The 19,871-nt window shown below is 35.7% G+C and carries 19 protein-coding genes; 6 read left to right on the plus strand and 13 right to left on the minus strand.

The annotated features are described in order from the left end of the window. Positions 1 to 206: helix-turn-helix domain-containing protein (locus GTR01_RS20815; RefSeq protein WP_160137680.1), on the minus strand; the 206-nt coding region annotated here is incomplete at its 3' end. Positions 207 to 507: 301 nt separating this feature from the next. On the opposite strand from GTR01_RS20815, the gene GTR01_RS20820 reads away from it, so the two are divergent. Together GTR01_RS20820 and GTR01_RS20825 are read left to right on the plus strand one after the other, a co-directional pair. Beyond that, on the plus strand, positions 508 to 1,935 hold the full coding sequence (locus tag GTR01_RS20820; protein ID WP_160139650.1) for a tetratricopeptide repeat protein: 1,428 nt from the start codon (positions 508 to 510) through the stop codon (positions 1,933 to 1,935). A 202-nt stretch (positions 1,936 to 2,137) separates the two neighbouring features. Next, the gene (locus GTR01_RS20825; RefSeq protein ID WP_160139651.1) at positions 2,138 to 3,466 is read left to right on the plus strand and encodes a hypothetical protein; all 1,329 of its coding nucleotides are present in this window, start codon (positions 2,138 to 2,140) and stop codon (positions 3,464 to 3,466) included. 909 nt (positions 3,467 to 4,375) lie between these two features. Here GTR01_RS20825 and GTR01_RS20830 read toward each other — a convergent pair. The 12 genes from GTR01_RS20830 to GTR01_RS20885 form a co-directional block, all read right to left on the minus strand. After that, the gene (locus GTR01_RS20830) at positions 4,376 to 5,539 is read right to left on the minus strand and encodes an FAD-dependent oxidoreductase (RefSeq protein WP_160139652.1); all 1,164 of its coding nucleotides are present in this window, start codon (positions 5,537 to 5,539) and stop codon (positions 4,376 to 4,378) included. A 25-nt stretch (positions 5,540 to 5,564) separates the two neighbouring features. Then, the gene (locus GTR01_RS20835) at positions 5,565 to 6,320 is read right to left on the minus strand and encodes a helix-turn-helix domain-containing protein (protein ID WP_160139653.1); all 756 of its coding nucleotides are present in this window, start codon (positions 6,318 to 6,320) and stop codon (positions 5,565 to 5,567) included. Between the two features lie 280 nt (positions 6,321 to 6,600). Further along, positions 6,601 to 9,036, minus strand: coding sequence for a TonB-dependent receptor (locus tag GTR01_RS20840; protein ID WP_160139654.1), 2,436 nt, complete (start codon positions 9,034 to 9,036; stop codon positions 6,601 to 6,603). Positions 9,037 to 9,062: 26 nt separating this feature from the next. Continuing rightward, entirely contained in the window at positions 9,063 to 9,584 is a 522-nt protein-coding gene (locus tag GTR01_RS20845; RefSeq protein ID WP_160139655.1) for a GNAT family N-acetyltransferase, read from the minus strand. Between the two features lie 5 nt (positions 9,585 to 9,589). Further along, the gene (locus GTR01_RS20850) at positions 9,590 to 10,360 is read right to left on the minus strand and encodes an ABC transporter ATP-binding protein (protein ID WP_160139656.1); all 771 of its coding nucleotides are present in this window, start codon (positions 10,358 to 10,360) and stop codon (positions 9,590 to 9,592) included. Then, on the minus strand, positions 10,357 to 11,367 hold the full coding sequence (locus GTR01_RS20855) for a FecCD family ABC transporter permease (RefSeq protein WP_160139657.1): 1,011 nt from the start codon (positions 11,365 to 11,367) through the stop codon (positions 10,357 to 10,359). The genes GTR01_RS20850 and GTR01_RS20855 overlap by 4 nt, the downstream gene beginning before the upstream one ends. Then, complete coding sequence (locus GTR01_RS20860) at positions 11,367 to 12,380, minus strand: ABC transporter substrate-binding protein (RefSeq protein ID WP_160139658.1); 1,014 nt, start codon at positions 12,378 to 12,380, stop codon at positions 11,367 to 11,369. Before GTR01_RS20860 ends, GTR01_RS20855 begins: the two co-directional genes overlap by 1 nt. Before the next feature lie 5 nt (positions 12,381 to 12,385). Further along, positions 12,386 to 12,847, minus strand: coding sequence for an urease accessory protein UreE (locus tag GTR01_RS20865; protein WP_160139659.1), 462 nt, complete (start codon positions 12,845 to 12,847; stop codon positions 12,386 to 12,388). A gap of 1 nt (position 12,848) precedes the next feature. After that, positions 12,849 to 13,562, minus strand: coding sequence for a hydrogenase nickel incorporation protein HypB (gene hypB, locus GTR01_RS20870; protein ID WP_160139660.1), 714 nt, complete (start codon positions 13,560 to 13,562; stop codon positions 12,849 to 12,851). A gap of 1 nt (position 13,563) precedes the next feature. After that, positions 13,564 to 13,917 carry a hydrogenase maturation nickel metallochaperone HypA gene (locus GTR01_RS20875; protein ID WP_160139661.1) on the minus strand — a complete coding sequence of 118 codons (354 nt, stop codon included), beginning with the start codon at positions 13,915 to 13,917 and terminating at the stop codon, positions 13,564 to 13,566. A 118-nt stretch (positions 13,918 to 14,035) separates the two neighbouring features. Then, positions 14,036 to 14,398: a hypothetical protein gene (locus GTR01_RS20880; protein ID WP_160139662.1), complete on the minus strand. Its 363-nt coding sequence runs from the start codon at positions 14,396 to 14,398 to the stop codon at positions 14,036 to 14,038. Positions 14,399 to 14,954: 556 nt separating this feature from the next. Further along, positions 14,955 to 15,512: a GNAT family N-acetyltransferase gene (locus GTR01_RS20885; protein WP_160139663.1), complete on the minus strand. Its 558-nt coding sequence runs from the start codon at positions 15,510 to 15,512 to the stop codon at positions 14,955 to 14,957. A gap of 363 nt (positions 15,513 to 15,875) precedes the next feature. On the opposite strand from GTR01_RS20885, the gene GTR01_RS20890 reads away from it, so the two are divergent. The 4 genes from GTR01_RS20890 to GTR01_RS20905 all read left to right on the plus strand — a co-directional run bounded on the left by GTR01_RS20890 (position 15,876) and on the right by GTR01_RS20905 (position 19,546). Beyond that, entirely contained in the window at positions 15,876 to 16,160 is a 285-nt protein-coding gene (locus tag GTR01_RS20890) for a hypothetical protein (protein WP_160139664.1), read from the plus strand. 94 nt (positions 16,161 to 16,254) lie between these two features. Continuing rightward, complete coding sequence (locus GTR01_RS20895; protein WP_160139665.1) at positions 16,255 to 17,721, plus strand: T9SS type A sorting domain-containing protein; 1,467 nt, start codon at positions 16,255 to 16,257, stop codon at positions 17,719 to 17,721. 238 nt (positions 17,722 to 17,959) lie between these two features. Beyond that, entirely contained in the window at positions 17,960 to 18,754 is a 795-nt protein-coding gene (locus GTR01_RS20900) for a class I SAM-dependent methyltransferase (RefSeq protein ID WP_160139666.1), read from the plus strand. A 213-nt stretch (positions 18,755 to 18,967) separates the two neighbouring features. Continuing rightward, positions 18,968 to 19,546, plus strand: coding sequence for a Crp/Fnr family transcriptional regulator (locus GTR01_RS20905; protein WP_160139667.1), 579 nt, complete (start codon positions 18,968 to 18,970; stop codon positions 19,544 to 19,546). The last annotated feature ends 325 nt before the right edge of the window (positions 19,547 to 19,871 follow it).

Genomic DNA, 19,871 nt, shown 5'->3' on the forward strand with positions numbered 1-19,871 from the left:
GTATGAAGTTTGGGTTTACTCCACTCTAAGTTACCATATCTTCGCAACCAAACCAAAACGGTACTCTTTCCCTGAATACCATACTCTTTTTGAGCCTGCTTGTAAGTGTAATCGCCGTTTTCTACTTGAGAAACAATTCTTAATTTAAAGGCTATACTATAGTCCTTTTGTGTACGCTTTTCTCTTGTTAATCCTTGATGTTTCATAAATAAGTCGATTAGTTGTCAACTTATTTCAGGACGGGACATATAATAAGGGAAAAGAAGGCAATAGAAAACAGCTCTTTTTTTCATATTGAAGCGATTTTATTTGAAAATTGATGGTATAAATTATGTATATTTATAACAGAGATTGATGGAAATATCCATTTTATGATCTTTTTTCACCCATCCATAAAAAATTATAATAGGTAAGTATGTGGAGAAGTTCAATGGAGGAGAAGGAGGAAATTTAAAATAGATTATTATTAAAAACAATACAATATATACGAGAATTATACGAAAGATAATGATCTGTGTAGTTAGCATAGGTCTGTTATTGTATATGATTTCCTGTAATACAAATTCTCAGGATAAAGAAAGAGATGCCTTCGATGTTACTTTGATTAATAAAAGTTCAGACCTGCAGCTTTCCGGAGAATATGAAGCACTTATCAAACTCAATGTTGAGTATTTGAAAAAGGCGGCTAAAATGAGATATAAAGAAGGAATAGGGCTTTGTTATCTTAATATGGCAGAAGTAAATGTTTCTGCCGGAAACTATGAAAAGGCATTGCTTTTTTTCAATAAAGCAGAAAAGGATCTTAAAAACTCTGAAAACGCTTTTCATAAAGCAGCTTTTTATGATGACTATAGCCAATATTACTCTCATCTTAAATTATATGATAAGGCTATAGAATGTAATACCAAAGCATTTTTCTATCTGAAAGAAGCAAAGTATTCAGAACTTAAAAAGAAACTCTTTTCCCGACTTTATATCAATAAAGGGATTTATTTTACTTTTAAAGGCTGGTATGGAACCGCTCTGAAGTCTTTTCTGAAAGGAAACGATCTGGAAAATTCAGCCTATAGCAACTGTATGGTAGCTCAGTATTATCTTTTCAGGCATCAGCCGGATTCTGCGGGAATGTATATCGCCAAATCAGAAGAGAAGATGTTCAGCCAAAAAACAAGTGATGCAGAGTCGCTTTGGGTGTATTATACCATGGGATACTATTATAATGAGATTAATAATAATGATGAGGCTGAAAAAGCATTAAAAAAAGCCTTAGAAATTAATATAAAAACAAGACGTACTTATTCTTCCCATATCAATAATGTATATAAATCTCTGGCGGAACTTTATAAAAAGAAAGATGATGGTGGTAAAGCGTATTATTACCTGAAAAAGTATATGGAAGAAGAGGGAAGACTGGATGTAGCCCGATTAAATACGATGAATAAGGCAACAGAACAGTTTATCTCTGAAATGAAGCCCGAATCCGATTGGCATAGAAGTGATCTGCCTTTAGCGATTGCATTATCTATTACAGCGCTTACAATTTCCGGTATATATGTTAAAAAGGTAATTCGATCGCAGAGATTGAAAAAGAAAGCCTTAAAGGATGAAACCGAGGAATTGAAAAATCACGTTAAAATAAAGATGCTGAAGGAAGTTACTGAGCTTGCCAAGAAAAATGACTCCTCTTTTCTGATGAAATTTAAGGAGCTGTATCCTGATTTTATAAATACTCTTTTGAAGATCAATCCGGATCTTGAAAGTTCTGAACTTACTTTTTGTGCTATGTTGAAACTTCATTTTTCATCCAAAGAAATTGCGGATTATACTTTTGTTCAGCATAAATCGGTACAACAAAAAAAATACAGAATCCGAAAGAGACTTAATATCCCGGGAGAAGAAGATATTTATGATTTTTTTGATAAAATAAGTGGTTGAAAAATTATAAATTGATGGCGGATTTAAAAAAAATGTAATATCACAAATTCGGAAAAATCATTTTTTAATCTTAATTTTTGCAAAAATTCAGTTAAAGGGAAAAAGCATTATGATACGCGTTCTACTTTTTATGGTACTAATTCTTTTCATTTCCTGCAGTCCTGATTCTAGGGAATACGAAAAGAGCTTTGATATTCCCCTGATGAAGAAGAATGAAGAATTGCGTCTTGCCGGTGAATATAATTCATTGGTTGATCTTAATAAAAAATACTTTAAAAAAGCAGAGAAAATAGGATATGAAGAGGGTAAGGCATTGTGTTATATTAATCTTGCCCGGGTCAACATGTCATTGGAGAACTATCAGAAATCCAATATTCTTTTTAATAATGCCGAAACCATTTTAAATAACTCGGACAATCCTTTGCATAAGGCAATATTCTATAACTATTTTGGCAGATTTAATTCCGAATTAAGAAGAATTGATAAAGCATTTGAGTATAACAAAGAAGCTTTTAATAATATTGAGAAAACGAAAAACTCTCCATTAAAAAAGACGGTTCTCTATAATATTTATTTACAGCAGGGAGATTATTACGTTCAAAAAAAGAAAACCAAAGAAGCATTGGAATATTTCCATAAGGCAAGAATGCTGGATGATACAGGGATTGCGGATGGAGTAATATGTGATTATATATACAATTATAAAAATAAAGACTCAGCTACTAAATACATAACAAGAGCTTATCATAAGATGAGTATGTCTAACAAAGACGATGCTATAGCTCTTAATATCCATACAGTGATGGGAGAGTATTATGTAGCTTATGGAGAATATGATAAAGCGGAAAAAGAATTTTTGAAAGCGTTGGAAATTGATAAGAAGACCAACCGTATTTTTGCACAATACACTAAATATATTTATAATGATCTGAGATCCTTATATGCATTAACGGGAGATAAGGAAAAAGCTTATTTTTATCTGCATGCTTATACGGAAGCTAAGAATAAAACCAATACGGCTTTATTGGCTACCATTAATCAGGACATGGAATATTTTACTTCAGAAGCAAAAACAGATACTGAACAGCATAGAAATAAGGTGCAGTGGGTTGTTTTCTTATCTTTTGCCGGACTCTCACTGTTAGCTATTTATGCATGGAGGATCATTAATACATTAAGAAAAAGAAAAGCAGCCTTGAAATCAGAAGCCGAAAATCTGAAAAATCAGATTAATGATAACAGGCAGGAAGAAATCATCGAATTGGCCAAAAGAAATGACCCTGAATTTCTTTCTTCTTTTAAGGAAGGATATCCAGGATATTTAGATAAACTTTTAGCCATTAATCCTAGTTTGGAAAATTCAGAATTGATTTTCTGTGCTATGCTTAAACTCCATTTCACATCCAAAGAAATTGCCTATTATACACTCGTTCAGCATAGAACTATTCAGCAGAAGAAATATAGGATCAGAAAAAAAATGAATATTCCTACAGAAACAGATATTTACGTTTTTTTTGATAATATTAAGTAGTTAAGAAAAGATCTGAACATTCAATAGCATTAGTCATTGCTATGAAAATCTTAAACACTGTTGAAACAACCTTATATTTCTAAGAATATCTCCATACCTCTTTTTATTCAGTACCAAACATTCGAAAGAAAAATTGGCTCAGAAAAGGTCTGCATTCTGACCGAAGGTTTTCTACTCACTTTTTGATCATCTGGATTCACGAAAAAAAAACTGTCTGATTCTCATGTCAGACAGTTTACGAAATATTTTTTTTTCGCCACTCGGATTTCTTTGTGGTCTCTTGTTTTCAAATTTGAAAATTTTTTGTCAAATAATGAAAAAAAACTCTACTACACGAATACTACAGCTAATGTTTTGTATTTTAATTTACTGATAATCATCATGTTGTGTTTTTATCGTGTTTTAGATAGTAATGAGTGTGAATTCAAAGAATACAAGTGACATATACTCTTGCATATATGTTTATTGATTTGAATCTAAAATACATCCTATATGTATTTTTTACACTTTTTCTTTTTATATTCTGATTTTGATTAATGTTTGTTTTTGTTTAGAATTGTATTTAAGTATCAGTTTATGAGTTGTTTAATTAGGTGTTGTATCAGAGTAGTAGGTTAAATTTTTACTTTTTTAAATTTAAAATATAGATTTGCAGATAAGCTTGGGAAGGCACGATTGAATGTCACAACAAAATGGATATTTTATCCCTGATTTGTCCAGAGTAAAGATGAAAAAATTAGAAAAAAGAGAGGTATTGGGAATACAAGAAAAATAAAAAACACAAATGAATCTCCATCATCAGGATCTAAAACGGAGAGAAAAAAAATGATTTTTAGTGGGAAAAAGTGGCTGTCTCTTGTGAGGCAGCCTTTTTTATGATCTTAATACCTGTAACGGATTCAAATTAAATTATGGCAAAATATGCCCATTAAAGAATTCCAGCATGGTTGCTAAAGCAGTTTCAGAATGCATCCGTTCTCCATTTTCAAGAGACTCCTGAGTAGCAGCTGCAGCTCGTTTTTGCATATTGATTTCATACTGAGAAATAGCTTCCTGTAACGTATGGTAACGATGGTCTGTTAAATGTTCACTGAGTTCAAGGGCATCAAGCATCGCCATATTAGCCCCTTCTCCTGCAAACGGAGGCATAACATGAGCGGCATCACCCATTAAAGTTAAGTTCGGTTGGGTTTCCCAGGTCTGATCCAGCGGCATGGCATAAATAGGGCGGGGAATAAAAGGTGGAACTGCATTCTCAAACAATTCATACCATATTGTATTCCATTCCGGATACTCTGATTTAAACCACTGGAGAACAGCTTTAGAATCTGAGAAATCCAGATTAATACTATTTGCCCAGTTTTCGTCCGCTTTAAAGCTGGCATAAAAGCCAAGATCACCGTTTCCCTTTTGTCCTAATAGGATATTTTGGGTATTGCCAAAAGCCATTATTTTTCCACCATTAATTAATGCATTAATGTTGGGAGCATGTTCCTTTGAAACAATTCCTTCCAGCATAATTACTCCTGAATAAACTGGTTTGTTATCTGTGAGATAAGGTCGGATTTTAGAGTGTGCACCATCTGCTGCAATCACAAGATCTGCATAAGCTGATGTTCCGTTTTTAAAGTGAAGCAGCCAGCCGCCATTTTGCGGATCCATAGACAAGAAATGGCTATCCCAAACAACGGTTTCGGGATGAAGAGATTCCAACAGCATATTTCTCAACGGGCCACGGTCTATTTCAGGACGAAAATGTTCAGCCCCGAAATCCTCCTGTGGTTTCGTATCATGGTCGCTGAACATGATTTCTGCGTGCTCATTTACAATTAGCATTTTATCAGCACCAGGACGGAATGTCTTTTTGAATTCGTCTAACAACTCTGCTTTTCGCAAGGCTGCCAGTCCGGAATCTTCATGCATATCAAGCGGAGATCCTTGTACACGTGCTTCTTTATTAAAATCTCTTTCATATACTTTTACATTAGCATTCTTCAGCTGTAAAAGTCTGGCCAGGGTAAGTCCGGCAGGGCCACCCCCAACGATGGCTATTGATATATTATCTATCAGCATTGTATTTAAATTATATAGGACAAAATTACTTTCCTTTCAACACTGATAATAGTATAAATCGGTCGTTTTTGTTTTTTGATAATTCTTTGGGAGCCACTCCTGAAAACTTTTTGACTTCCTTGATGAAATGATTCTGATCCGTATAATTAAGCTCCGGAAATAATTGCCCTTGCGCAATATGCTCCAAAGAAGCTCTAAAACGAAGAATAGTAGAGTAGGCCTTTAAAGATAAACCAAGTTGTTTCGTGAAGTAACGATTAATCTGCCTGCTGCTCCAGCCCACTTTTTCAGAAAGTTCATTTACACTCATTTCTCCTTTTGATGTATAGATCAGCTTAAAAAGTTGATGCTTCCTTTCATCTGTTTTTTGGGGAATCAGTTCCTGTATTTTTTGGAGTGCTTTTGTACAACAAAGTTCAAAATCCTGTAAATCTTCAGCTTTAAAGTTCCAGAAATTATGAGGAAGCTCTTTGGCTGAATTGAGTACATCAGCAATAGTTGTCTGTAAGATATATTCAACGGCAATAGGTTTAAAACTCACCACGAAAGCTCGGGTGTGTGGAGGAATCTGTCTTTGTTCAGGATACGTTTCTAATCCAATGAGAGCAACGTGAAAAGGTTCCGAAGGCGATTCCATAAAAAACAGATCAACTCTCCCGTCCGGAATGATAACCACTTCTTTTACTTCATTTGATAGGTTATGGAATGTTCCCAAATTCTCTACAAAATCTGCAATGCTTTGATCCGGCTCAATAAAATGAAAGTGAAAGTCATTATCCATAAAAAGATTGTACTATTCTTTAATAGATTAAATTACAAAAATAGGTCTAATAATTAATGCACTACCTAAGAAAGAATTGTTTTAAGCCACTAACTCATAAATAAATAATTTATAGCAACGCAAAAATTCATTTTATTCGTGATTCGTAGCCATATTAACAGAAGCTTAGCAGTATTCAATTTTATCGGTGATAAAATTATTACATCTTATAGATTTCCAATACAATAAAAAGCCCGGACTGTAAAAAACAGCCCAGGCTTTATCAAGATTAAAAATAAGTTTAAAAAGAATACCCCACAGAAACTGTTACATTTCTTGGAGCTCCCGGAAAGGCTCGTGTATAATCGAACCCGCCAAGGAAATAATATTTATCGAAAATATTGTTGACATTCACTGCCATTTTCATCTTTCCGATATGATAGTAAACTGCAGCATTTACTGTTGTATAAGAAGGCCATTTTCCCCAAAGAGCACTTCCATTGCTGTCTTTTCCGATGCTGTTATCCATACGTCTGGTATCTACATAATACACCCCGGTACCAAAACCAAGTCCTTGTAAAGCAGAGGTTGAGAAGACGTATTTCAACCACATGCTGGCCATATTCTTAGGAGCTCCGGGCAAAGCCTGTCCTACTTCGGAAGCGATGGAAGAAGATTTCACTTCAGTAGAGTTAAAAGTATAATTTCCCATGATCTGAAACTCTTTGGTCAGCTGTCCGCGGATGTCCAATTCAACACCTTTTGAGACTGCTTCTCCCGATTGTCTGTAGACAGGAAATCCGGTTGTGCTAATTTCTCCCGTTGCAATCAGCATATTTTTACGCTCAATCTGGAAAAGCGATAAATCCACTTGTAATTGATTCTTAAAGAATCCTGTTTTAAGTCCTGTTTCAACCTGGAAGCTGTGCTCAGCGGTGAAGGGCTTATCAGCACCATAATCCTGATAATTTTGGATGAAATTAGCCCCAACAGGAGCAAATCCCTGGGAATAACTTGCAAAATAATTGATCTGATCGTTGATCTGATAGGTCAATCCAATACGAGGCAGCCATGCATTCTGAGTCGCACTAAAGCGGTCTTTACCACTTACTGTTTCCGAGTAATAATGCTCATGACGGAGTCCGACAATAAGTTTTAATCGGTCTGCAAATGAAATCTGATCCTGCACATAGATTCCGGTTGTTTTATAAGGACTTAAAAAGGGATAATTTCCTTGAGATAACCATACATAATTACTCAGATCGTGAGTGGTATAGGTAGGATTGTTAAGATCAAATGTCAACGGAACGTTTTTTCCATCGATTTTTTGTTGTCTTGCTTCTCTTTGTTGGTTATTGCTGTCTCCTTCATATTGTGCATAATCTACTCCTGCAACAATGTGGTTTTCGATTTTATGACCGGTAAGATCCCATTTTAAATATACTACAGAGTTATCTGTATAATCTTTTCCATGACGGTCAAAGAAACGCATATTCATGATCGTATTATTGGGTGCATCTGCATAGCTGTTCAGAGTACGGTGTTCATTCACATCTTCCTGATAGATAGACTTCATATAGCTTGCATTCAATGAAAGGTTATGGGTAAGACGTTGGCTAAGTCTTGCACTGAATGATAAGGTTTTCGTATTATAAAAATCTGATGGCTGACTTAAAGTAAAAGATCGATCCAGAGCATAAAAGTCATTGTTTCTCAAACCCATTCCTCTGTCAAGATATCCATGAAACTGGTCGTATACCAGATCAATATCTACCTGAGTTCCGTCAAGAGGTTTGAAAGTAAAGGACGGAGCAATCATAAAGTTCTTTTGCTGATTGACATTTCTGAAGGTTTTGCTGTCTTCATACCCTGCATTCAGACGATATAAGATTTTCTTTTCTTTGTCTAATGGTCCTGTGAGATCAATACTGGTTCTAATGGTTTGGAAACTGCCAACAGAGAAATTAATAGAACCCTTTTGTTTATCCAAAGGTTTTTTAGTTACCATATTGATGGTTCCTCCGGGAGTGATATCTCCGAATAATGAAGCACCTGGGCCTTTTAAAACGGAAACACTTTCCAGGTTTATAGTTAAAGGAGAACGATAATAGCTGTTTCCATAGCTATATCCCGAACGAAGTCCATTGACAAGACGGATTCCGGTTTCGTAGCCACTTTTAAACCCACGGATAATAAGGTCATCGTAAGAAGAAGCGGTGGTTACACCTGCTAAATCTTGTACGACATCGCGGGTAGTATATGCCTGTTTGTCTTCCATAAATTCACTGCTGACAATAGATACAGATTGTGGAAGATCTTTTAGGTTTCCTGAAAATTTACCACCCAATTCCAGATTATTGGTAAGGTAGGAGTTATTTCTACGGGCGGTAATTAAAACCTCCTGAAGATCCGTTTGATTGTTGGCCAGATGAATGGTAATCCCATTTTTATCGTCATAAGAAAGAGAATCCAAAGTGACAGTGGATCCGGAATATCCTTTCGCATCAATTGTTAGCTGAGCCGGATACTGAACCTGAGTTTCAAACTGAAATTTGCCGTCTTTACTCGTTGTAGTCATGGTTCCCTGGTTGATGGAAACCTTGGCATTAGAAATTATTTTTCCTTCCTGATTCAGGATTTTTCCGAAAATAGGATGGGTTTCCTGTGCGGATAAGGCAAAAGGGAGTAAGAGCATTATACCATTGATGTACAATACTTTTTTGGTTGTGTGCTTCATTGTATCTTTCTACGCAGTTGTAGTATTTATTGTTTTTCTGAAATCATTAGCTCCATGTGGAGGGTGGGATAAGTACCTTCATAGCAGGATTTCAGAAGTGTAAAATCCTGTTTGAGCCAATAATCATAGGCTCCCTGCAGAAAAGGATGGGTATGCAGGTATAATCTTTTTATATTTTTCTGTTGGGCTGTTTTTAGTAATTCCTGAAACAGACGGGTAGCAATTCCTGCTCTCCGGTATTCCGGATTGACGAATAATCTTGCGACTTCTACAGTCGTTTTTTCATCAATATCCAGATGAGGAAAACGATAGTCAAAAGGCATCATTCCGATAACACCAATGAGTTTTCCGGCTGTGGTTCGAGCCTGTAAAAAAGCTCCGGTAGGTGACTGTAGATAATTTTGCTCAAAATTGACGAGGTCTTTAGGGACGATCAAGGGATCTAATAAAGGATACAATTGTCGTCTGAATTCCATGACATAAGGAAGGACTTCAAACACCTGGTAATCCTGTACCAATGAGATCGTTATTTCTTCATGATTTTTCATATATTTTATTTTAATTGAGGTGCAAACATGGGAGTGCCCTGATTATCCAATGCGAGTAAAGGAACCTGATACGTTTCTTCAAGAAGCTGCTTCAATTCATTTTTTTCCAAGGACTGAACAGCCACTAGTTCATGATGACGCATGACAAAAAAGTTATCTCCGAAGAGAAAAGCAAGATTGGGATCATGCATGACGCATAAAACCGTAGTTCCTTCATTCACCAACTGACGGATGACTTCCAGTACAGCCACCTGATAATGCAGATCCAGATGATTGGTAGGTTCATCCAGCATCAGAATGTCCGGCTTCTGAACCAATACCCGGCACAAGAGAACCAATTGACGCTCACCGCCGGAAAGAGAAGTATAAGGTTTGTCTTTTAAGTGGGTTAAATTAAATTTCTTCAGAATGGCTTCTACTTCCTGATAATCCAATTGTTTAGGGGAGAATCTGGAAAAAGAAGCACGGCCTGTTAAGACCACATCAAAGACTTTAAATGGAAAAGTAGTTTGGTGAAACTGGGTTAAAAATCCAAGGCGAACAGGAGAGGACGTTCCTATTTTTATTTTTCGACGCTCTTTATCGGCAATCCATACTTTTCCTTTATAATTCTTTTCAAGCCCGGCAATGATTTTAAATAACGTTGATTTACCGCTTCCGTTTCTTCCTAAAATGACCGAAAGTTTTCCTTTTGCAAATTTTGCATTGACATTATTCAGCACCCGATCTTTTCCATAATCAAAAGAAAGCTGTTCTATACTAATCACACTATTCATGAGTTCCAGTTTATAGCGTTTCTACGCATGAGATAAATAAAAATCGGGGCTCCAATAATCATGGTAAATACTCCGATCGGAATTTCAAAGGGCATTACCGTACGAGAAAAATCATCAATTAATAATAAAAATGTTCCTCCGATACTGATATTTGCCCAAACGGTGATGTTGTTGTTCGGCCCAAAAATCATTCTGCTGATGTGTGGAACAATCAATCCAAATAGGCTGATAACTCCAACAGCAGCTACAGATGAAGCTGTAATCATTGTAGCTACTGCCATCAGGATCAGTTTCAATACCGTTGGGTTTACTCCAACAGCCATGGCTTCATGATCTCCCAAAGCTAGAAGATTGAGCTTCCATCGAAGTACAACAATAACTGTTAAGCCAATAAGAATTGGAAATACAGCTGTATGCACTTTCTGCCATGAAGCCGTATGCAGGTTTCCCATTGTCCATTGTACAATAGCTTGCAATTTATAAGGATCACTCAGATATTGTAAAACGGTAAGGAAGGCTGTAAATACTCCTGATACAATCATTCCGGCAAGTACCATACTGACAATGGATGTTTTCGCTCCCGCATAGGATACCAGATAAGTAATAATTACTGCCACGACTCCAAAAATAAAGGCTGAAACATTGACTGCCATTATGGGGAACAACATAGCTAATGCTGCTCCAAATGCAGAGCCTGAGGAAATTCCCAATGTAAACGGATCAACGATCGGATTCCTGAAAACAGACTGTAAAACTCCTCCCGCAGAGGCCAGAGAAGCACCTACCAGAAATGTAAGGACAATTCTTGGTAAACGAACCTGCCATAAAATTGTATGCAGACTTCCCTGAAGAACTGATTCATCTTTAGAAATTCCCAACTCCAGAGCGATATGATGAAACAATTCTCCCATACCAATATTCTGACTGGAACCTATAATCAGTGAAACAAACACCAAAAGTATAGGAAGCAGGATAAGTAGAGAAACTGTTTGAATGCTCTTTATCATCAGATTAATCCTTTTTTACCATAGATTACTTCAAATGCATTTTTTACATCCTGATCGAGTTGTTCCTGTGTGTATTCGGGCATACACCAGTGACGGAGCTGTTTAGCAAATAACATGAACTTCACGGTATGCGGATCATAAGGAAATGAAGGTGACATCACGAATACTTGCTTATTTTTTACAGCAGGAAGCGCTTCTAACTCTTTAAGACTATATACATCCGATAATTTTGAATTCCACAGAATAATAAGATCAGGGTTCCATTTGTACATCGTTTCGGCACTGATATTCGGCGCTTCTACCGGAACCGGGCAGGCATTCTGAGCTCCTGACAGGGTGATCGCCATATCAATAAGGCTTCCTTTTCCTGATGTTGACATAATACGTCCTTTTGACCAGGCATAGTAGATCTTTTTAGGAGAAGTAGCCTGAGATGCTCTCATCTTTTTTACTTCTTCAGCAACATATCCTGTAACTTCCTCAGCTCGTTTCTGTTTTCCAAGCAGTTTTCCGACATTTTTTAATTCTTCAAGAATCTTTTCATCATTTAAAGAAGAAAAAGTAAATACCGGGATTCCAAGGTTTTCAATTTGATTGATATTATCCTCATCTGTATTAAAGGTCAGTACCAAGTCAGGCTTTAATCCTACAATACTTTCTGCATTACTGGACTGTCCCCCAAAAGTAGGTGTGGCAATGCTTTTGTTTTTAATACGGTCATCAAGTTTGGAAAGAAAGCTGTAAGTATCTTCCATTTCGTAAATCTGTTGTGGAATTCCTACAATCTTTTCACCCGCCTGAAGCATATAAACATCATCCACCAGTGCATTGTACAGCACAACCACCCGCATGGCTTCATGAGGAAGAATAATTTTTTTACCTCTGCTGTCTGTTGCGGATACTTCTGCATTCGCAGCGTTTTCTTTAGTACTGGAATTGTTCGGGTTATTGCAGCTTTGCAATGCCAGGAACAGAGCAGAACAACTTATAATAAACAGATTTTTAATTTTCATAGGTTCTATTTTTTTGCCAGATAACGTAAGGATTGATGAGATAAAAGCTGAGCGTCCATCAGCTCAATACGATGACCATATCTTAAAGAAAGCTGCTCATACAGACGGCCGTCATAAGGAACAGAAAACTGTTGATTAGAGGTCATAAATACCGGAAGGTGCTGATTGCCGATAAAGTAACAGAAGTCTGCAGCTTCGGAGTCGTTTTCTGCAGGAAAGCTTATGGTAAGGCAGGTTTTAAAATTAATCGTTGCAATCAGTTGCCCATTGTTGTATAAACGATCTCCCTGTTGCCATTCTTTGATATTTCCTAGCCTCAGTTCCAAAACAAGCCCGGATCTGGTAGTCCGGGTTAGTTTTTGTTTTTTGTTTTCAAACCATTCGAGTTCCAGAACGTCAGAGCTTTGACCGTTCAGATCAATGCCTGTTTTTACTTCATCAATTACGACTGGTTGTACTGTATTCATATTAAGCTTCTTTAGCGCTTTCTTTTTTCAGTTTTACTTTTTCTTTCAGCCAGTTGCACCATTCTTCAATTCCGTCACCGTTGAGTGTGCTGATGGTCATTACTTCAAGATTAGGATTTACTTCATGGGCATCTTTTGTTACCGCTTCTACAGAAAATGGAACATAGGGAAGCAAGTCTGCTTTAGAAACAAGCATCAGTTCACTGGTTAAGAACATACGGGGATACTTTTTAGGTTTATCATCACCTTCAGTAGAAGCCAGAAGAGTAACACGATAATCTTCCCCAAGGTCAAATGCCGATGGGCAAAGAAGATTTCCTACATTTTCGATGAATAATAAATCAATACCTTCTAAATTGATGTGATCTAAAGCCTGTAAAATCATCTGAGCCTCAATGTGGCACATTCCACCTGTTACAATTTGTAAGGCATTGATTCCCACTTCACGCATTCTGATCGCATCACGCTCTGTTTCAGGATCACCCACAAGGATTGAAATATTAAGATCCTGAGCCAGTCTTTTACCCGTTTCCTGCATTAAAGTCGTTTTCCCGGATCCCGGAGATGAACATACATTGATAACGCAAATACCTTTTAAGCGGTCTCTGATGGCTTTGGCTACAAAATCATTAGCCTTTAATAAATGAAGAGTGGTATTATCACATTGAACCGATCCTACGCGGTTTCCTAAACTTTTTGGATTAGCTGTTGACATATTAATGGTTTTTTTGTTTAAAAATTACTTTTGAAATAAAGAGTTCGTTTCCCTGAACGATATTGGATGAGGGAGTTCCGCAGTCTTCGCATACAAATTTGTGGTACCTGACCTTGAAATCTTTATTGCACCGGTCACAGTGAGCAACAATATCGTTAACGAGTACTTCAAGTTCCATTTCCTGATAGTATGGATGGTCGGTAATGAAGGCATCAAACGCATTCTGAATAAGGACAGGCTGAACATTGGAAAGAAGTCCTGCAGTTACCTGAACCTGCTGAATATCTTCAACTTTAGCATCATAATGCTCTTCCAAAGTATCAAAGATATCCTTCACTATACTCAATTCATGCATAGCTTATATTTTTATAGGTGAAACTGATTACCTGAATTTTTCGGATAATCTTACTGAGAAAATAGGTGTAAAACCCAATATGGATGGGCGTTTACAAAAGTAGATTGCAGCGTGAAGCTTATATTCTGATCTTTAAATTATGGAATAAAAGATATTTGGGAAGGTGATAATGATGTATCCATTCTGCTTTGGAATTGATCATCACATCAGCGTTTAATGTAGATCCCCATGAAAACATTTCTTTTTCAAAAAGGACAAAAGGGAGATCAAAGAAAGTTTTATCAACATCAAAATCGTTTTCAGCAATGGAGGCAATGAATAAAAGATCGTGCTGCTGAACAGAATTGGAGACTTTGAAACTTATTTGATCTTGTGAAGAATGAATCGTAATATTACTTTTTTTGAGGTGAGCAAATCCCTGTAGTAATGTAAAAAACAGGACAAGCATAAAAGTAATTGATATGTAAAGAGACTTCTTCATTGAGTATAGCAAATTTACATCATTTCAGAGTCTGCATTCTTACCAAAAACCTTTTAAAAATGTTCAAAATCCGGACTGAATGAACCTGTTGAAATTGTTCTCTTTCTATATTTTACAAGTATGGTTTTTGTTTTATGTATCTTTAAATCAGTGTTTTGTGATTGTGTTTATAATGTTTGTTAAATTTTATGTTTTTGTCATAATGTTAAAAAAATGGCCTGATATGATAAAAAAATAATATATTTTTATTATCTTCAATAAGCCTTTAGGCTATAGAATCTATATTTGAATGTAATTGATAAAAAATGCCACGAATACGCGAATAGAAAAGAAATTGGTGCATTCGTGGCTTAAGAATGTTTTCAATATTTTTAGATATGAATTCTTTCTTTGCTTCCAAAAGTATATTGTCAGGAAAGAAACCTTTGTGTGGTGTAAAAATTACAGTTCTAAGAATTTATAAAACAATCATTTTTTTCTGAGGAATCTCTTCCTTCCCATATTTTGAAACTTATCCCTCGAAATTTGAGGGTTGCACAAAAAACGATTGATGGGTTTATAGTTTCGCAAAATAGTCTTCTTCAAGAATAGCATATTCATAATTATCACTCCATCCGGTTTTTAAAGGAAGTAGCTTCCTGCGATGGGCTTCCCTTATCATTCCACATTTTTCCATGACTTTATAAGACGGAATATTGTCAATAGCGCAACCTGCTTGAATTCTATGGAGTTTCAAATTCTCAAAACCAAACCGGATTATTTTTTCAAGCGCTTCTGTTGCATAACCTTTTCCCCAGATTTCAGGACTAAGTTTATACCAGACTTCAGCATTTTTGTAATGAAGTTTAATAAGATCAAGGCCAATAATGCCTACAAAGATTGAGTCAATAGTTGTTTCTATTAAAAAAGTAAATTTTTTGCGACTCTGTTTATCTTCTGTTTCTGATCTCCAGGTGTCTATTATTTTTCTTGTTTCATTTTCATCATCAACATAAGACGTTGGATTAAATGCTGTACTTTCTGGTTTTAGAAGCATTTCATGTACATTTAAAACATCACTTTCTTTGAATGGCCGTAAGGTGAGCCGTTTTGATTCTAATATAATATCGTTCATTTAATAATCAGTTTTTTTAGATAGAGTAGAATAGGCAATATATTGATAATAAAAATAAGATCCTGTATATACCAATGAATATAAGATAAATATTATTCTCTAAAATCACTTGCTTTTTATGGGATGCATATTTTTATTGAAAAAGTCTCAGCTTGGGATAATTATTAAGATGATGGAGGGGGGTATTTTGCAAGGTGTTGATATTTAAAGATTTAAATTTTATTTTAATGTTATTAAATTCCCAATAATATTTGTTTTTATTATTTAATTTATGCTTATTTGCTATTTATTGTACTGAATATGTTAATTGTATTCTTATTATGTTTAAATTTGAATAATTTTAAAGCTTAAAACACCACGCCCATGAAAATTAGTTTATTACCTGAGATGTGTCTTTTCCCTAAGGCCGTTTCATCAAAGGCATTTGTGCCTGTTTGTCAAAGTTCTGTTTACAGGAAGGGAAAGGTTGATAAAAATATCCCCTTACTAACTCCTGATATTTCGATCTGTAATAGTTCTGGAGAAGAGCTCTACCATGGAAAGCTCAAATCAAAAATATTTGAAATTCTGCCTGATGCTTTGGTGGGCTATAGTTTTACAGTAAAGATAAAGGATAGAAATATTTGCAGGTATACGGTTATCCGTTAAGCAATACATTTTTAAAATCAGAAGGTGATGCCATTTTTAATGGGATCATGCTTGGTGATGCTCAAAATAAAAACCAAACCTAAATTTTAATACTATGAAAATTAATTTGTTATCAAGGCCTTGTCGTTCCAAGAAAGACATCATAATGGTCTTGCTTTTATTGTTTGTAAGTAGCGTTTCTTTTGCACAAAACAAGGTCTATGTCAACAGCCAAACTAATGCAGTGAGTGGGCTATGTGTTAACTGTTCTGTAACGAATCCTCAAAATGCTATAGGAAATAATGAAAATGATTATTCTACAATAAAAGTTCCTTTGTCTTTATTGGGTGCAAATGTTACACAGACTTTAATTTTTCCGGAGGCTGTTGCTGGTAATTTTAGAAAAGTCATTATCGGTATTGGCGCTAAAAACTCTGAGATATCTGTTGGACTTTTAAAAAAAATGGAGATCGAAACTTTTTTAGGAAATGTCTCCAATGGAGATGCTAAAAAGATAGATGATACTATGCTAAATATCGATCCGGGAACTAAAAGAGGAACGATAGAGTTCATTCCAAAGAAAAGATTCGACAGGGTAAGAGTAAAACTGGACGGCGGGCTGCTTGATCTGAATGATGAGCTTAGAATATACTATGCTTATTATTTTACAAGTTGTGGTCTACCTCCTTTTAATCCTAGTTATTATTATTCTTTTAATGGAAATATTAATGAAAGTATATCCGGATTTAATTTTACATCTTATCCAATCTATCCTAATTCACCTGACTATAGTCCTCTATATCAAAATAATTTGATTTGTGAGCAGGGACTTGCTACATCTTCTCCTGATAAAGACATAAAATTATATATCGAGCAAATACCTCCTGCTCTTAAAACGGGTGATATTACGGTTTCTTTCTGGGCTCATATGGATGCTGGTATACTCCGTCTTATGGCTTTTGGAGCAGTATTGGAACTGTTTTCTGGTTATGCAGTATTAAATAACGATCCAAATCCTTTTCGATATCCTATGAATGGAGATAAGCTTCAGCATTTTGTTTTGGTGTATAGTGGTAATAATATCTGTATGTATCTAGATGGATGGCCAATTATTATTAATTCTAGCCCTGCTAGCTATTGTAGAGAATGGGATCCGGTGAAAAGAAGTAACATGGATTTTATTAAGCTTTCTCTTACTCAGGGTAAAATGGACGAACTAGTAATTTATAATAGAAAACTTACTGAAGACGAGATACAGGATTTGAATTGTTCTTATGGTACTAATATGGTTTTCTGTAATCGACGGGCTAGTAAAACAAGTTCTAATGTAGTTTCTGCAGAAGAGGGTGTTTTTAATGTTTCTCCTAATCCTACCAGCGGACAAATTACGCTGGATGGAAATATACCGTTAGAAGGTTCTGAAATTTCTATCAGCAATATCAGCGGAAAAGAAGTATATCGTTCGGCATTCAGAACAAAAACGTTTGAATTACCAGATGTTCTTCCTGGTGGAATCTATATTCTTAATCTTCAGACAAAAGAAGGGAAGATATTTTCCCGTAAGATTATTCTTTCGAGATAAACAGATAATATATTCTCGAAGCCCGGCATATTGCCGGGCTTTTTTATTGGTTTGTGATTTCTAAATTCTATAAAATGGGTGGCCGTTTTTTTTATAACCAATCAATAAAGGACAAATTCAGTCTTTTTTCACGAAAATGAATAGCCTTTTCAATATCGATGCCTCTTAAAGTCTCTATATTTGAATACGATAACGCATTGTAAATGTTTTATAATGCTAATGAAAAAGAATAATTACTATGCAAGAAGAAAAAATAGACTTTTTACACCATAACGAGTCAGCCTGGAATAAACAGGCCTTGGAACAGAATGAATGGTCTCAAGCTGTAAGCGCAAAGTTGATTAATGAGGCAAAAGAAGGGAAGTGGGAAGTACACCTTACTCCCAAACCTTTACATAAAGAATGGTTGGGTAATGTGAAAGGGAAAAAAATCCTATGTTTGGCATCTGCTGGTGGGCAGCAAGCTCCGGTACTGGCCGCAGCAGGAGCTGATGTTGTAGTTTTAGATATTTCAGAAGAACAGCTGAAACAAGATGAACGAGTAGCAAAACGAGACGGATTGTCTTTAAAGACGGTTCAGGGAGATATGAGAGATCTTAGTGCTTTTGAAGACGAATCTTTTGATATTGTTTTTCATCCTATATCCAATCATTATGTGGAAGATGTAAATCCTGTCTGGCAAGAAGCATACAGAGTACTGAAAAAAGGGGGCTCATTATTGGCAAGCTTTTTCAATCCTGTTGTATTTGTAGCAGACCGTAATCCACAGGATATGGCTGATGGGATTATCAGACCTAAATATACTTTACCTTATGCTGATATTAAGGATCTGGATCAACAGCAAATTGCTTGTAAAATAGAGAAGCAGGAAGCCCTGGTTTTTGGACATACACTCTCTGATTTGATTGGTGGCCAACTCAAGGCTGGTTTTGTGATTGCTGATTTTACAGAAGAAATGCAGCCTCAGCCAAGATTTTTAATTGATCAATACCTGCCGACTTTCATGGCCACAAAAGCAGTGAAACTAAATTAGATGAAATCATAAAAACTGAAACTTTTTAAATTAAAATTTCTAATCATTACTGATATTACAGTTAAAAACGTAATCATTCCCCTCCACGGGAGGGGTGCAAATCGTAGATTTGACGGGGTGGTTCCTTATCTGTTTTTCAATTTATATTTTCGCTGAAATTCACAGAATTATCCCTATTTTAGCCGGCCAAAATAAGTGATATTGTAATTTCCAATGGATAAATCGTCGATCAATAATTATTTCCACTCTCTGTTCAGTATCCGGGAAGAAGTGGTTGAAAAAATCACGGAAACTTTCACTCAGTTTGAATTGAAGGCTAATGCTGTTCTGTTGGATCAAAATACCATCAGTACCAAAACATATTTTCTTGAAAAAGGGTATGTACGCTCTTATCTGCTGAATGAAGATAACGAGGAAATTACAACCAATATTTATACGGCCCCTTGTTTTGTAAATGATTTTTTATCTTTCTTCAGGCAACAGCCTACCAAAGAAATTTATCAGGTAATAACAGATTGTATGTTCTGGGAAACCGGATTGGAAAATGTACAGTACAACTTTCATAATATTCCTGAATTCAGGGAGTTCAGCAGGCTTCTTTTTGTCCTGAATTATCACAATATTCACGACAGGCTGATCGAAATGGCAAGCCAGAAGGCAGCTACCAGATATTATAATCTGATGAAGAAAGATCCTGATATTTTTCAGCATGTTCCTTTGAAAATCATTGCATCTTATCTCGGAATTAAAGACAGTTCGTTAAGCCGAATCAGAAGGGAGATTAATAAGTAAAAGGTAGGAAGAGGGAGGCTGTAAGTTCCTGTCAGTCTAATGGTTTTTGGACTTTTTTTAACGCCATGTTCGCAAAGGCGTTTCACTCAGCAAGGTAGAAAATTTAGTTGTTTCTTGGCTAAACGAAGTGCTTTGCGACCGTAAATAAAATTTTATAAAAAGATCTTTGCGTTCTCAGCGTTAGAAAAAAATGGAGGTTATCAATTCTATCCTTTAATAAAGAGGAGTACCAGTTGTCTTTCAAACTTCCATAGCTCCCAACTTCCAGCATCAAGCTTCCTTACTTATTGTATAAATCGTTATTTCTTTTCATTTGTCAAGTGAT

Origin of the sequence: Chryseobacterium sp. c4a, assembly GCF_009900745.1 — a bacterium.
Classification (GTDB): Bacteria; Bacteroidota; Bacteroidia; order Flavobacteriales; family Weeksellaceae; genus Chryseobacterium.